The following is a 13551-nucleotide window of genomic DNA, read 5'->3' on the forward strand; positions in this document are numbered from 1 at the left end:
GGCGTCAGGCCTTCAGCACGATGCGCTTCTGCTCGCGCGCCGACTGGTAGATCGCCTCGATGATGCGCAGGTCGCGCAGGCCTTCCTGGCCGCCGACGATCGGCTCGCGGTCCTGCAGCACGCATTGCGCCATGTGGTCCAGCTGGCCGGCCCATTGCGTGGCGCCGGGACCCGGCGGCGGCGTGACTTCCTTGTCGCGGCCATTGCCGCCGACCCACATCCGGTTGCCTTGGTACCCGGTCGCCGGTTCCATCTCGATGCGGCCTTTATCTCCCACCAGCAGGATGTGGTTCTGGTTGGCGCTGTACATCGACTGGCATGAGCCGATCACGCCGGACGGGAACTCCAGCTGGAAGCCGATCATGTCTTCGACCTCGCGGAAGCGCGGGTCCTTGCGGTCCGTCGTTTCCTGGGCATAGACGGCGGTCGGTTCCTCCCCCGTCATGTAGCGCGCCGCGTTGAGGGCATAGATACCGATGTCCATCATCGAGCCGCCGCCCGCCAGCGCCTTTTTCAGGCGCCAGGCGTTCGGGTCGCGGAAGTTGAAGCCGTGCTCGGAGCGGAAGTAGCGCAGCTTGCCGATCTCGCCCGCGCGCGCGATGCGGCGCGCTTCCAGGTTGTACGGTTCGAAGTGGCAGCGGTAGCCGATCATCAGCTTCTTGCCGGCCTGGCGGCAGGCCGCGATCATCGACTCGCATTCCGCCGACGACACGGCCATCGGCTTTTCGCACAGCACATGCTTGCCGGCCTTGGCCGCGCGGATCGTGTACTCGGCATGCATCGAGACGGGCAGGCAGACGTAGACGATGTCGATGTCCGGATTGTTGCGGATCTCGTCGTAGTTCTGGTAGTTGTAGAGGTTCTTTTCCGGAACGCCGTATTCCTGCGCCACGCGCTTCGCCTTGGCGGCATCGCCGCTGACCAGCGCGACGAGCTTGCTGTTCTTGCAGTTCTTGAATTGCGGGATGACGATGCCCAGGCCATAGGAACCCAGCCCGACGATCGCATAGCCGAGCTTGCGATCGGGCGGGGCCGCCCATGCCATGTCACCCACCGCACCCGCCGCCAGCACGCCGCCGGCGGCAAGGACCAGACCTCGCCGATTCCTGTCGATCATCACGTCTCCTTTGTTATCGATGTTAGCGCTCACAGTCGCGTTCTCATTTTAATACGAATGCACGGGCTCGCCCACAATTGGCGCCAATCAAGAGTCAACCCACCCCGAGGCGCACACTGACAAATGGTGCCCGGACCGGCCGGGCCATCTTCCAGCGAGGTGAATCATGGTCAAACTCCAGGGCAGCGTGCCCGCAACCAGCGCCGACATGCGGTCCCTCGGACCGGCGCCGGACGACGAACGCATCGACGTCACCGTGTTCGTGCGCCGCCGCGCGCCGCTCGCGCCCCATTCGCTCGACGCGAAACCGGGGCAGCGGCGCTATCTCACGCGCGCCGAATTCGCCGCGCAGCATGGCGCCAGCGATGCCGACCTCGACGCCGTCGCCGCGTTCGCGCAGCGCGCCGGGCTTGTCGTCGTCGAACGCCGGCCGGCCGCGCGCAGCATCGTCCTGTCCGGCACGGCTGGCCGGGTGACCGCCGCGTTCGGCACGGCGATCGAGCGGGTCGAGCACGCGGCCGGGATCTCGCGCCGCCGCACCGCGCCCGTGCACGTGCCGCCCGAGCTGGACGGCATCGTCGAAGGCGTGTTCGGCATCGACGACGTCCCGATCGCACGGCCCCATTTCAAGTTCTCCAAAGAATCCGCGCAGGCCGCGATGCTGGCCTCGATGTCACCCGGCGCCGAGCCGTCCGACGCGCAGGCTGCATCCGGCTTCACGGGCATCGACATGGCGAAGCTGTACGACTTTCCGGCCGGCCTGGACGGCAGCGGCCAGTGCATCGCCATCATCGAACTGGGCGGCGGCTACCGCAGCACCGACCTGAAAGCCTATTTCAAGAGCCTCGGCCTGCCGGCGCCGCATGTGACGGCCGTGTCTGTCGACGGCGGCAAGAACAGCCCGTCGCTGCCGTGGAGCGCCGATGCCGAGGTCATGCTGGACATCGAGGTCGCGGGCGCCGTCGCGCCGAAGGCCGACTTCGCCGTGTATTTCGCGCCGAACAGCGAGCAGGGCTTCGTCGATGCGATCGCGGCCGCCGTCCACGACGACGTGCGCAAGCCGTCCGTGATCTCGATCAGCTGGGGCGCGCCGGAATCGGAATGGACGGACCAGGGCCTGGCCGCGATGGACCAGGCGTTCGAGGCCGCGGCCGCGCTGGGCGTGACGGTGTGCTGCGCGGCGGGCGACGCCGGCGCGCACGACCAGAACCCGCAGAACGGAACGCCGGACGGCCTCGCGCATGCGGACTTCCCCGCGTCGAGCCCGTACGTGCTGGGCTGCGGCGGCACGCGCCTGACGGTCAGCGGCCATACCATCACCAGCGAGACCGTGTGGAATGACGATCCCACCACCAGTGCGACGGGCGGCGGCGTCAGCGACAAGTTCGCGCTGCCGTCCTGGCAGGCGGATGCGCGCGTGCCGGCGTCGATCAACCCGGGCGGACACGTCGGGCGCGGCGTGCCGGACGTGGCCGGCAATGCGTCCCCGGCGACGGGCTACCGGGTGCGGGTCGACTTCCTGACGACCACGATCGGCGGCACGAGCGCCGTGTCGCCGCTGTATGCGGGGCTCGTCGCGCTGCTGAACCAGAAGCTGCCGCAGCACGTGGGCTGGCTCAATCCGCTGCTGTACGGCCCGCTGGCGGGCAGCGGCGCGATGCGCGACATCACGAGCGGCGACAACGGCGGTTATGCGGCCGGGGCGGGCTGGGATGCGTGCACGGGCTGGGGCGTGCCCGTCGGCTCGACGCTGCTGGCCGCACTCGAAGCTTGATCACCCCAACCGCGCCATCACGTCGGCGCGGTACTGGCGGCTGCACGGCACCCGTGCGCCGCCGCGCAACAGCAATTCGCCGTCGCCCTTGTCCAGCGTGACCACCCGTTCGATCCAGCCGACTTGCACGGCGGCGCGCCGGTGACAGCGAATAAAGCCGGTGCCGAGCCGGTCGACGAGGCCGGCGAGGGTCTGGCGCAGCAGCGGGCTGCCCGCGGCCGTGTGCAGCACGACGTAGTTGTCGGCCGTCTCGATCCACTGGATCTCCGCGACGCGCACGACACGCGTGACGCCGCGTTCACTCACAAGCAATTGCTCCAACGGCGAGCGCGGCAGCGCGGCCGGCTGGCCGTCGGCGCCGGCCGCCAGCTTCCGGCGCAGGCGCGCCAGCGCGCGCGCGAGGCGGTCGCCGTCGTAGGGCTTGAGCAGGTAATCGATGGCGTCGCAGTCGAACGCCTGGCACGCGTAGCGTTCGTACGCCGTCACGAACACGACGAGCGGCGCCGGTTCCGGCAGGGATGCCGCCAGTTCGATGCCGGACAGCTCGGGCATCTCGATGTCGAGCAGCAGCGCGTCCGGGCGGAAGCTGGCGATCCGCTCCAGGGCAGCGATGCCGTCGGCCGCCTCCTCGACGGCCGTGATGCCGTCCTGCTGCGCGAGCAGGTGGCGCAGTTTTAGGCGCGCAGGGCGCTCGTCGTCGACGATCAGCAGACGCATACGAACCTCAGCAAGGCAACCTCATCTCCGCGCGCACGCCCCCTTGCGGCCGCGCCGTAATGTCGAGCCGGCCCGCGTCGCCGTACAGTGCCTGGATGCGGGCGCGCAGGTTCGACAAGCCGATGCCGCCGGGGCGTTCCGTCGCGGCCAGCTTGCCGGCATCGTCCTCGACGCCCAGCACGATCTCGTCGCCCTCGCGGCGGACGGAGACGGCGATGTGCGTCTGCCCGCGGCGCCGCTCGACCGTGTGCTTGAACACGTTTTCCAGCAGCGGCTGCAGGCTCATCACGGGCACTTCGCGGTCGAGCAGCGCGTCGTCGACCTGCCACGCGATGGCCACGCGGTCGGCGAAGCGCTCGGCCATCACGTCCGCGTACCCGCGCGCGAGGCGCAACTCGGTGGCGAGCGGCGCCGCGTGGCGGTCGCCCAGGGCCAGCGTTTCGCGCAGCACATCGGCCAGTTGCGTGAGCGTCGCGTCAGCGCGGACCGGGTCCGTCCAGATCAGTGCCGACACCGTGTTCAACGCGTTGAACAGGAAATGCGGCTGCATCTGCTGGCCCAGCCGCTGCAATTGCGCCTGGCGCAGCAGCGTGTTCGAACGTTCCGCGCGCAGCCGCGCGTCGAGCAGGGCGCGGTAGGACTGCACGCCGAAGCGGATCGCCATGAACAGGCCGAAGAAGATCGTGATCTTCATCGATTCGTACAGGAACAGCTGCGGCACGGGGTCGTGCCGGTAGGTTTCGCCGACGAGCGCATACACGCCATGGCGCAGGCTGAAGGCGAGGGGGACGAACGCGATCCAGTACATCGACAGCCAGCGCGACTGGCGCGCGAACCAGCGCCAGGGCGTCCCGAGCAGATGGTCGTCCGTGTGCGACCAGCGCAACTGCACGAGGGCGAGCAGGGTCACGACGAGCGCCGACGACCCTTCCCACAGCAGCGGTTTCCAGATCGCGTGGCTGTGCTCGTTGCGCATGAAGTCCTGCACGGCGACGAGCATCATCAGGATCCAGAACAGGATCCACGCGGACACGAAGACGGCGTTGCGGCGCAGGAAGGTCATGCGGGGATAATCGGCCATCACCGAGAGATTGTCAAAAGGCACAGGTGCGTCGCGGCCGCCGCGCTTCTGCTAACGTCGAGCCGATCAAACCAACCCCAGGAGAAAGCCATGGAACGTTTCCTGTTCGTGTACCACGGCAAACCGGGCGCCGATGCGGATACGCGCCACGATTTGTCGCGCTGGGCCGCGTGGTTCGACGGCATGGGTTCGCGCGTCCTCGAGCGCGGCAGCCTCACGCACAGCGCCGTCGACGTGCCGCGCCGCCTGCTCGGGCCGAAGGAATCCGCCAGTTCGCTGTGCGGCTATTCGGTCGTCGAGGCGGCGGATTTCAACGAAGCCGTCGAGATCGGCGAGCGCTGTCCCATCTTCGACGAGGGCGGCTCGGTCGAGATCGCGCGGCTGACGATCCCGTTGACGTAGGAACCACCGTCGTTCCCGCCTGCGCGGGGGCGACGTGCTAGCGTCGCAGGATCTTACTCCTTGCTCAACACCACATGCGTGGCCGCCTCCGTCGCCACATGCCCGGCGACCTTGAACCCGAGCGCGGGCAGGTCGATGCCGGCCAGCAGCGCTTCGCCGGATCCCAGCAGCACGGGCGAGATGGCCAGGTGCATCTCGTCCACGAGACCCGCCTGCAGGTATTGCCGGACGGTCGATACGCCGCCGCCCAGGCGCACGTCCTTGCCGCCCGCGGCTTCTTTTGCGCGGGCGAGGGCGGCCTCGATGCCGTCCGTGACGAAGTAGAAGGTCGTGCCGCCCTTCATCTCGAGCGGGGGCCGGGCGTGGTGCGTGAGCACGAACACGGGCACATGGTAGGGCGGCTCGTCGCCCCACCAGCCTTTCCACTCGTCGTCCGGCCACGGGCCGCGCACGGGACCGAACATGTTGCGGCCCAGGATCCACGCGCCGACATTCTCGAAGCCACGCGCGGCGAAGTCCTCGTCCGGACCATCGGTTCCCTTCGATGCATCGCCCAGCATGCGCTGGAACGTGCGCGTGCCGCGGAACCACTGATGCAAGCCGCCGGCGCCTTCGCCCATCGGATTCTGCAGGCTCTGGTTCGGGCCGGCGCCAAAGCCGTCGAGGGAAATGGAAAAGCTCTGGACCTTCAGTCTGGACATCGTTCGTCTCCTCCGTGCGTCAATCGTTGATCTCGTCATCGCCCGGCTTGCGCCCGCGGCTACGGTCGAGCGGGCCCTTCATCGCTTCCACGTCGCGCATGAACTCGTCCACGCCATGGTCGGGGCTCACGCGGATGGCGGGCGGCATCAGCACGGACATGTACAACTCGTCCGATAGACGGCCCGTGCGCTGCACATTGCCAGCCAGAATCAGCCCGGAGCATAGCACGGCAAGGCCGGCGCAGACCCAGCGGTAGCGGGTGCGATTGCGGGGGCGAATCGTGCACAGGTGAAAATAAATCATCCCGGCCAGCAGCACTGTGGCGACGTGCGAGGCGTAATGCGTGAACCCTTCGGCGGACAAGGCGTAGCCGAGCGTGCTGCCCAGCAGCGCATAGCCGGCGAGGGCCGCGGCGCCGCAGCCGAACACGAACACGTGCCGGCCCAGCCGCGCGTGGCGCGCGAACAGCCGGTTGGCGCACGCCCAGATGCCGCCCCACAGCAGCGCGGCCGCGAGTCCGCCCGCGAGCGCCTCCGCGTAGCGCGCCAGCTGGAAATATTCCGTGTCGCTGAGCCAGCGCGCCAGCAGGGCCACGCCGCCCGCGAGCGCCAGGCCCGCGGCGGCGGGCAGCACGCCTTCCCAGCCGTGGAACGTGCGGTCGAGGAGTTCCGGCACGACGGGGAAGTCGGCCGCGCGCACGCGCAGCGCCGTGTGGCCGATGCGGACGACCGTGCCGCCCGTCAGCTCGGCGTCCTGCCGGCGCTTGCCCTGGATGACGATGCCGTTGCGGGTGCCCAGGTCGTGCAGCAGCAGCCGGCCGGATGCATCCTGCTCGACGACGGCGTGCGCCGCGGCCGCGTAGTCGTCGTCGAGGATCACGTCGTTGTCGTAGCCGCGCCCGATGCGGATCGGCAGGCCGTCGACGCGCTGGCGGTGCAGCACGTCGCCGTTCCTGGCCAGCAGCTCGACGAACCATGGGCCGTTCATCTGCGGCTCCGTCCAAGTGCCGATAAAAATGCCCGCGTCGCGCGCATGCCGTTCTCGTACGAGACGCCCGCCAGGTCGAGCCGGCTCTGCAGGCTGGCGTGCGGATCGTCCGTGCTGGCGGCCAGCAACGTGAAGTTGTACAGCCCGGCGAACTTGCGGTAGGCGCGCACGCACGTCACGGCGCGCACGGGCAAGGTCGCCGTGTGCACGAACATCTCGGCGCAGGCGGGCCGCGTCAGGCGCGTGTCGCGGCCGGTGCCGATGCTGTCGACGCGAAACCGGCTGCTTGCCAGCACGGCGAACTGCAGCGGGTGCAGGGAACTCGAACGGAGCACCTGGTGCGTCATCGACACGTGGCCCGTCTGCTGCGTATCCGACACGTAGATCGCCGCTTCCATCGCGCAGCTGACGGAGTCGACCGTGTACTCGGCCTCGGCGCGGAAGTTCGAGCGGCCCCAGCAGCGCAACTGCTGCGATTCGCGCACGGGCACCTGGTACGGCCCCATCGCGCGCATCGACAGCGGCTCGGCCAGCAGGCGGTCGATCAGCGCGCGCTGGTGCGCCAGCAATTGCTGCCCGATCAGCGGATTGAAATCCTTGGGCGGACGCGGCTGCGCCGACGCCTGCCGCAGCAGCGCCTGCGCATACTTGACGGGCACGAGGAAGCTGACCAGCTCGCCGTCGCGGCGCTTGGAGACGTTCACGCCCGCCACGACGCCGGCCGCGGTCACGCTGGGCCCGCCGCTCATCCCGGAGTTGATGGGGCCCGTGAAAATCAGCTGCTCATAGAAGCTGCGCGTGACGATGCCGTTGTACGAGCCTTCCGAGATCGCGAAGCCGAGGTCGAGCGGATTGCCGAGCGAATACAGGTACTGGCCCTGCACGAGTTTCACGGGCTTGTCGCCGACCTGGAAAAAGCCCGTGCCGTTGCGGTTTACGCGCACGACGGCCAGGTCGTGCAGCACGTCCACCGCAAGCAGTTCGATGGGGCCGCTCTTGCCGTCCGTGTCGACGTATTCGCCGAGGTAGACGTCCGGGTCGAGCGCCATCTGCGACACGACGTGGTAATTGGTCAGCACGAGGTTGCCCGTGCCGACGAGGAAGCCGGAGCCGACGCTGGACTGGCTGCGGCCGTTGCGCAGCAACATGCGGATCTGCAGCAGGTCGGCGCTGGCGGCGGAATAGAGGGTTTGCGCGGCGCTGGAGGGCGTGGGCAGGGCGGCCGTTTCGTCCGTCTCGCCGGGGCCGGGCGCGGGTGGCGTCGTCGCGGGCGGCGTGGCGGGCGGGATCACGAGCGGTGGCTGCGGCGCCGGTTTCGCGCGCTGGTCCGCCTTGCCCGCAGCACCGGCTAGTGAAGCGGCGACAAGCGAAGCGGCGGCGCCGAAGACGAGGGCGGCAAGGGCGGCGGATGGGAGGCGCATGGTGCCTCCATCTTGCCAGAACCGCCCGCGGCGAGGGATTACGCTTCGCCGTCGAGCACCGCTTCGGTGGCCGAGGTCATCATGTGACCCAGCTTGGCCTGCTTGGTGTTCAGGTAATTCTCGTTGTAGACGTTGCGGTTGACGAGCAGCGGCACGCGCTCGGCGACCTTGATGCCCAGTTTGCCGAGGGCGTCGATCTTGCGCGGGTTGTTCGTCATCAGGCGCACGGCCTCGATGCCGAACTGTTCCAGCATCGGCAGCACGAGTTCATAGTTGCGCGCGTCGGCGTGGAAGCCCAGCTGCAGGTTCGCCTCGACCGTGTCGGCACCGGCTTCCTGCAGGCGGTAGGCGCGAATCTTGTTCACGAGGCCGATGCCGCGGCCTTCCTGGCGCAGGTACAGCAGGATGCCGCGGCCTTCGTCGGCGATGCGGCGCAGCGCGGATTCCAGCTGGGCGCCGCAGTCGCAGCGCTGCGAGAACATCACGTCGCCCGTCAGGCATTCGGAGTGGATGCGCGCCAGCGGGGCGTCGCCCGTGGACAGGTCGCCCAGCGTCATCGCCAGATGCTCCTTGCCGGTCGAATGCTCGACGAACGCATGCAGGGTGAACTGCGCCCATGGCGTCGGCAGGGAGCACGACGTGACGTAGTCGACGAGGTTGGACGGCGCGGTGGCATTGTCTTGCATGGCTTTTCCTGGGCGATAGCGCGAATAATGGTTACGTAACAGGCGAGTTTACCGGAAATCGGACATGGCCGTGTAATCGGCCCCTTCGCGGCCCGTCCGCCTCTCCATCCGATATGGGTGCTGCTGGTCGGAAATACAACAATGCATCGCGGGTGTTCACGTGGTGCAACACAATTCCCGCACGGAATCTTGGCTGTGCTAGGCTCCAAATCGCCATGCCAAATCCCCTGAAATCCATCCGCCGCCTGCTCCCGCGCGCCCTCGGCGCCTGGCTCGCCCTCGCTTTCGTGCTGCTGTCCGTCGTCCTCACGCTGGTGCTGACGTCCATCATCGAACGCAAGTCGGCGGAACAGGTGCAGACGAGCATCGGCCACGGCCTGGCCGAGCTGGCGATGCAGACGTCCGACAAGCTGGAACGCGGGATGTTCGAACGCTACCGCGAAGTGAGCCTGCTGGCCCGGCGCCGTGTGCTGGCCGAAGGGCAGCCGCAGGAGCGCCGCCGCGCCACGCTGGACGGCATCCAGCACAGCCTCGGTTACTACAGCTGGATCGGCCTGGCCGGCCTGGATGGCAAGGTGCAGGTCTCGGCCGAGGGCCTGCTGGAAGGCGCGGACGTGTCCAAGCGCCCGTGGTTCCGCAATGCCCTGCGCGGCATCCACGCGGGCGACGTGCACGAAGCCGTGCTGCTCGCGCGCTACCTGCCCAGGCAGGACGAGCCCTGGCGCTTCGTCGACGTCGCCTTTCCCTACGTCGACGACGAGGGCGTGACGCGCGGCGTGCTGGGCGCGCACCTGTCCTGGCAATGGGCGCGCGACGTCGAGCGTTCCGTGATGGCCGGGATTGCCGCAAGGCGCCAGGTCGAGGCGTTGATCGTGGATGCGGACGGCAACGTGCTGCTCGGACCGGCCGACGTGGCGGGCCGGCGCCTGACCCTGCCGAGCCTGAAGGCCGCCCATGCGCAGCGGCGCGGTGGCTACGTCGTCGAGACCTGGCCGGACGGCCGTTCGTACCTCGTCGGCTACCAGTTGGGTCACGGCTACGGCGCGTATCCCGGCCTGGGCTGGACCGTGCTCGTGCGCCAGAACGTCGACGACGCGTTCGCCCCCGTGCGCCGCCTGCGCGAATACGGCCTGGCCTCCGGCGTGGTGCTGGCGGGCGCATTTTCGCTGGCGGGCATGTGGCTGGCGCGCCGCATCACGCGGCCGCTGGGCGACCTGGCCGATGCCGCGCAGCGCATCCGCGCGGGCGAGACGACTCCCATCGAAATCCGGCGGGGCGGTTACGCGGAGGTGCGCGCGCTGGCCACCACGCTGAACGCCCTGGTGGCGAACCTCGTGCGGCGCCGGCGCGCGCTGGAAGACTTGAACGCGACGCTGGAAGCGCGCGTCACCCAGCGCACGCGCGAGCTGGAACAGGCCCTGGCGAGCGTGCGCGCCAACGAGCAGCGCATCGCCACCATCATCGAGACGGCGCAGGATGCGTTCGTCGGCATCGACATGCGCGGCCGCATCTGCGACTGGAACTCGGCGGCCGAGAAGATGCTCGGCTGGTCGCGCGACGAGGCGCTGGGGCGCGTCGTCTCGGAACTCGTGATGCCGGAGCGCTTCCGCGCCCGCTCGCGCGAACTGCTCTCCGGCTTCCTCGAGACGGGCGAACTGGACATCCTCGGCCAGCGCGTCGAACGCATCCTGCTCGCGCGCGACGGCCGCGAAATCCCCGTCGAAATGACGCTGGGCCTGGCCGGCACGGGCGACGGCCTGTTCTTCTCCGCGTTCGTGCACGACATCTCGGCGCGCAAGGAAGTCGAACGGATGAAGGACGAATTCGTGTCGACCGTGTCGCACGAACTGCGCACGCCGCTGACGGCGATTTCGGCGTCGCTGGCGCTGCTGGCCGACGGCATGGCGGGCGAGCTGCCGCCCGATGCGAAAGGCCTCGTGGACGTCGCCAACGCGAGCTCGGGACGCCTCGTGCGCCTGGTCGGCGACGTGCTGGACATCCAGAAGATGGACGCCGGCAGCATGGCGTTCGAGAAGGAAGTGCAGCCGCTGCTGCCGCTGGCGGAGGATGCCGTCGCCGCGATGCAGAGCTTCGCCACGCAGTCCGGCATCGAACTCTCGTGCGTGGCGGCGCCCGGCGCGGAACACGCACGCGTGGACGTCGACCGCGACCGCCTGGCCCAGGTGCTCACGAACCTGCTGTCGAACGCGATCAAGTTTTCCGAGCCGGGATCTACCGTGCGCACGCAGGTCGAAGCGGGCGCGGAGCACGTACGCCTGGCCGTGGCCGACGAAGGCGCGGGCATTCCGGAAGCGTTCCGCGAGCGCGTGTTCCAGCGCTTCGCCCAGGCCGACGGCGCCGATTCGCGCCGCCAGGGCGGCACGGGCCTCGGCCTGTCGATCTGCAAGACGATCGTCGAGGAACTCGGCGGGAATATCTGGTTCGACAGCGCCGAGGGCATCGGCACCACGTTCTACGTCGAGCTCCCGCTCGCGGCCTGAGCCTGCGCGCGGCCGTAGCGCCGCTCGAATTCGTCCATGGCGACGGGGCGGCCCAGCAGATAGCCCTGCATCACGTCGCAGCCGTGCGCGGCCAGGAACGCGTGCTGCGCATCCAGTTCGACGCCTTCGGCGATCGTCGCCAGATGCAGCTTGCGTGCCAGTGCGATGATCGCTTCGACGATCGACGACGCGTTCGGGTCGTGGTCGACGTCCTGCACGAACGAGCGGTCGATCTTCAGCGCCGCCAGCGGAAAGCGGGCCAGGTAGGCCAGCGACGAATAGCCGGTGCCGAAATCGTCCAGCGCGAAGTGCACGCCGAGCCTGCGCAGCTGCTGCATGCGGTCGACCAGGTCGTCCGGGTTGCGCGCGAAGACGCTCTCCGTCAGTTCCAGCGTGAGGCGGTCGGCGGGCGCGCCCGTCGCGGCCAGCAGGGTGGCGACGGCGTGCGGGAAATCCGGGTCGCGCAACTGGTGCACGCTGATGTTCACCGCGAGCTTCAACCTGGAGAGATGCGGCGCCCTGGCCCAGCGCGCGAGCGCGTGGCAGCCCTGTTCCAGCACGTCCATCCCCAGCGCGGCGATCAGGCCGCCGGATTCGGCCGCGCCGATGAATTCGCCCGGGGCCACCACTTCATCGACGCCGCGTTGCCAGCGCACGAGCGCCTCCGCGCCGACGAGACTCCCGTCATGGCCGAACTGCGGCTGGAAGTACAGCACGAACTGGCGCCGCGCGAGGCCGGTGCGCAACGCGGCCGACAGCGCGGCCTGACGGTCGACGGCCGCCTGCATGCCGGGATCGAAGAAGCGCAGCGTGTTGCGGCCCTCTTCCTTGGCGCGGTACATCGCGAGGTCGGCCTGGCGCAGCAGCGCGTCGATGCTGGTGGGCGCGCCGTCGAACAGGGTGACGCCGATGCTCGGGCTGCTGGCGCACTGGCGCCCGGCCAGCTCGAACGGCTCGCCCAGTACGTCGAGGATCTTGCGGCCCACGGCATGGACTTCGACAGTCGCCTCGTCCGGGCTGGCGCCCAGGTTTTCCAGCACGATCACGAACTCGTCGCCGCCCAGGCGCGCCAGGTGATCGCCTTCGCGCAGCGCCCGGCGCAGCCGCCGCGCCACCTCGCGCAGCAGCAGGTCGCCGACGTCGTGCCCCATCGTGTCGTTCAGCAGCTTGAAGTTGTCGAGGTCGAGGAACAGCAGGGCGCCGTGGCGGCCCGCGCGGCCGTTGCGCGCGAGGATCTGCCCCAGCTCGTCGATCAGGAAGCGCCGGTTCGGCAGGCCCGTCAACTGGTCGAAGTACGCCAGTTCGTGGATGCGGTGTTCGACCTCCTTGCGTTCCGTGAGGTCGGTATTCGTGCCGGACAGGCGCAGCGCCTTGCCGGTGCCGTCGCGCAGGATGAAACCGCGGCTCAGCACGGGGACGTAGTGGCCGTCGCGGTGGAGCAGGCGGAATTCGATGCTGTAGGCCTGGCGCGGGCCGGCCAGCAAGTCTTCCAGGAACGCGGCCACCCAGGCGCGGTCTTCGGGATGCGTCAGGCGCACCCATGCCTCGGGATCGGCCCGCATCTCGCCGGGCACGTAACCGAGCATTTCCCAGTAGCGCGCCGAGTAATAGAGTTCGCCCGTGACGAGGTCCCAGTCCCACGGCGCATCGGTCGAGCCCTGCAGCGCGAGACGCATGCGCTCCTCGGACTTGTGCAGCGACTGTTCCGCGTCCTTGAGGGCCGTGCAGTCCGTGAAGCAGACGACGACGCGGTGGATGGCGCCATGCTCGTCGCGCTCCGGATACGCGTTGCAGATCGCCCAGCGCACGTCGCCGTGGGCCGGGCGGGACACGCCGACGACGAAGTCCGATACCTTGGCGCCCGTGCGCAGCACCGCGTTCACGGGATATTCGGAGGGCGGCATGCGCGAGCCGTCCGCGCGCACGAAATGCCAGGCGTCGTCGCCGCCCGGCGCTTCCTGCGCCTCGCACTCGGTGCGCCCGAGCAGCGCCAGCGCCTGGCGGTTGGCCGCCACCACGCGGCCCGCGGCATCGTGCATCACGACGCCGGCCGGCAGGTGGGCGAGCAGATCGTCGAAGCGGCGTTGGGCGTCGTCGGGGACGTCGCCGGCGCGGCGGGTGCTTGGCGGGTTCGCGGTCATGTGGACTTTTGGTTACGATTCC

At 69.1% G+C, this 13551-nt stretch carries 11 protein-coding genes; 3 read left to right on the forward strand and 8 right to left on the reverse strand.

What is annotated here, in order from left to right; all coding sequences use genetic code 11:
- Nucleotides 1-4 precede the first annotated feature (4 nt).
- Nucleotides 5-1117, reverse strand: a complete 1113-nt coding sequence (locus ASD28_RS29580; protein ID WP_056137086.1) for a Gfo/Idh/MocA family protein — start codon at nucleotides 1115-1117, stop codon at nucleotides 5-7.
- A 166-nt stretch (nucleotides 1118-1283) separates the two neighbouring features.
- On the opposite strand from ASD28_RS29580, the gene ASD28_RS29585 reads away from it, so the two are divergent.
- A complete protein-coding gene (locus tag ASD28_RS29585; protein ID WP_056137087.1) occupies nucleotides 1284-2891 on the forward strand; it encodes a protease pro-enzyme activation domain-containing protein in 1608 nt (535 codons plus the stop codon).
- On the opposite strand, the gene ASD28_RS29590 is transcribed toward ASD28_RS29585, so the two are convergent.
- Together ASD28_RS29590 and ASD28_RS29595 are read right to left on the reverse strand one after the other, a co-directional pair.
- Nucleotides 2892-3608 (reverse strand): LytTR family DNA-binding domain-containing protein, encoded by a 717-nt coding sequence (locus ASD28_RS29590; RefSeq protein ID WP_056137089.1) that lies wholly within the window; start codon nucleotides 3606-3608, stop codon nucleotides 2892-2894. It abuts the gene before it with no gap.
- A 7-nt stretch (nucleotides 3609-3615) separates the two neighbouring features.
- Entirely contained in the window at nucleotides 3616-4689 is a 1074-nt protein-coding gene (locus tag ASD28_RS29595) for a sensor histidine kinase (RefSeq protein ID WP_229412319.1), read from the reverse strand.
- Nucleotides 4690-4779: 90 nt separating this feature from the next.
- Between ASD28_RS29595 and ASD28_RS29600 the strand changes: the two genes are divergently transcribed.
- Nucleotides 4780-5091 carry a hypothetical protein gene (locus ASD28_RS29600; protein WP_056137091.1) on the forward strand — a complete coding sequence of 104 codons (312 nt, stop codon included), beginning with the start codon at nucleotides 4780-4782 and terminating at the stop codon, nucleotides 5089-5091.
- A 53-nt stretch (nucleotides 5092-5144) separates the two neighbouring features.
- Here ASD28_RS29600 and ASD28_RS29605 read toward each other — a convergent pair whose 3' ends face one another.
- The 4 genes from ASD28_RS29605 to ribA are packed head-to-tail and all read right to left on the reverse strand — an operon-like array spanning nucleotide 5145 to nucleotide 8887.
- Nucleotides 5145-5792 (reverse strand): dihydrofolate reductase family protein, encoded by a 648-nt coding sequence (locus ASD28_RS29605; protein WP_056137093.1) that lies wholly within the window; start codon nucleotides 5790-5792, stop codon nucleotides 5145-5147.
- 19 nt (nucleotides 5793-5811) lie between these two features.
- A complete protein-coding gene (locus tag ASD28_RS29610; RefSeq protein WP_056137095.1) occupies nucleotides 5812-6780 on the reverse strand; it encodes an FHA domain-containing protein in 969 nt (322 codons plus the stop codon).
- The gene (locus ASD28_RS29615; RefSeq protein WP_082577664.1) at nucleotides 6777-8201 is read right to left on the reverse strand and encodes a serine protease; all 1425 of its coding nucleotides are present in this window, start codon (nucleotides 8199-8201) and stop codon (nucleotides 6777-6779) included. Before ASD28_RS29615 ends, ASD28_RS29610 begins: the two co-directional genes overlap by 4 nt.
- 38 nt (nucleotides 8202-8239) lie before the next feature.
- Nucleotides 8240-8887: a GTP cyclohydrolase II gene (gene ribA, locus ASD28_RS29620; RefSeq protein WP_056137096.1), complete on the reverse strand. Its 648-nt coding sequence runs from the start codon at nucleotides 8885-8887 to the stop codon at nucleotides 8240-8242.
- A 215-nt stretch (nucleotides 8888-9102) separates the two neighbouring features.
- Between ribA and ASD28_RS29625 the strand changes: the two genes are divergently transcribed.
- Nucleotides 9103-11388, forward strand: a complete 2286-nt coding sequence (locus ASD28_RS29625) for a sensor histidine kinase (protein WP_056137098.1) — start codon at nucleotides 9103-9105, stop codon at nucleotides 11386-11388.
- Here ASD28_RS29625 and ASD28_RS29630 read toward each other — a convergent pair.
- Nucleotides 11361-13529, reverse strand: a complete 2169-nt coding sequence (locus ASD28_RS29630) for a bifunctional diguanylate cyclase/phosphodiesterase (protein WP_056137100.1) — start codon at nucleotides 13527-13529, stop codon at nucleotides 11361-11363. The genes ASD28_RS29625 and ASD28_RS29630 overlap by 28 nt on opposite strands.
- Nucleotides 13530-13551 lie beyond the last annotated feature (22 nt).

This window comes from Massilia sp. Root133, from assembly GCF_001426525.1.
Taxonomy (GTDB): domain Bacteria; phylum Pseudomonadota; class Gammaproteobacteria; order Burkholderiales; family Burkholderiaceae_D; genus Telluria; species Telluria orientalis.

Excerpts from the sequence above, each read along its gene's own strand:
- ASD28_RS29580 (WP_056137086.1), bottom strand. The coding sequence starts at position 1,117 with ATGATCGACAGGAATCGGCGAGGTCTGGTCCTTGCCGCCGGCGGCGTG.
- ASD28_RS29585 (WP_056137087.1), top strand. The coding sequence starts at position 1,284 with ATGGTCAAACTCCAGGGCAGCGTGCCCGCAACCAGCGCCGACATGCGG.
- ASD28_RS29590 (WP_056137089.1), bottom strand. The coding sequence starts at position 3,608 with ATGCGTCTGCTGATCGTCGACGACGAGCGCCCTGCGCGCCTAAAACTG.
- ASD28_RS29595 (WP_229412319.1), bottom strand. The coding sequence starts at position 4,689 with ATGGCCGATTATCCCCGCATGACCTTCCTGCGCCGCAACGCCGTCTTC.
- ASD28_RS29600 (WP_056137091.1), top strand. The coding sequence starts at position 4,780 with ATGGAACGTTTCCTGTTCGTGTACCACGGCAAACCGGGCGCCGATGCG.
- ASD28_RS29605 (WP_056137093.1), bottom strand. The coding sequence starts at position 5,792 with ATGTCCAGACTGAAGGTCCAGAGCTTTTCCATTTCCCTCGACGGCTTT.
- ASD28_RS29610 (WP_056137095.1), bottom strand. The coding sequence starts at position 6,780 with ATGAACGGCCCATGGTTCGTCGAGCTGCTGGCCAGGAACGGCGACGTG.
- ASD28_RS29615 (WP_082577664.1), bottom strand. The coding sequence starts at position 8,201 with ATGCGCCTCCCATCCGCCGCCCTTGCCGCCCTCGTCTTCGGCGCCGCC.
- ribA (WP_056137096.1), bottom strand. The coding sequence starts at position 8,887 with ATGCAAGACAATGCCACCGCGCCGTCCAACCTCGTCGACTACGTCACG.
- ASD28_RS29625 (WP_056137098.1), top strand. The coding sequence starts at position 9,103 with ATGCCAAATCCCCTGAAATCCATCCGCCGCCTGCTCCCGCGCGCCCTC.
- ASD28_RS29630 (WP_056137100.1), bottom strand. The coding sequence starts at position 13,529 with ATGACCGCGAACCCGCCAAGCACCCGCCGCGCCGGCGACGTCCCCGAC.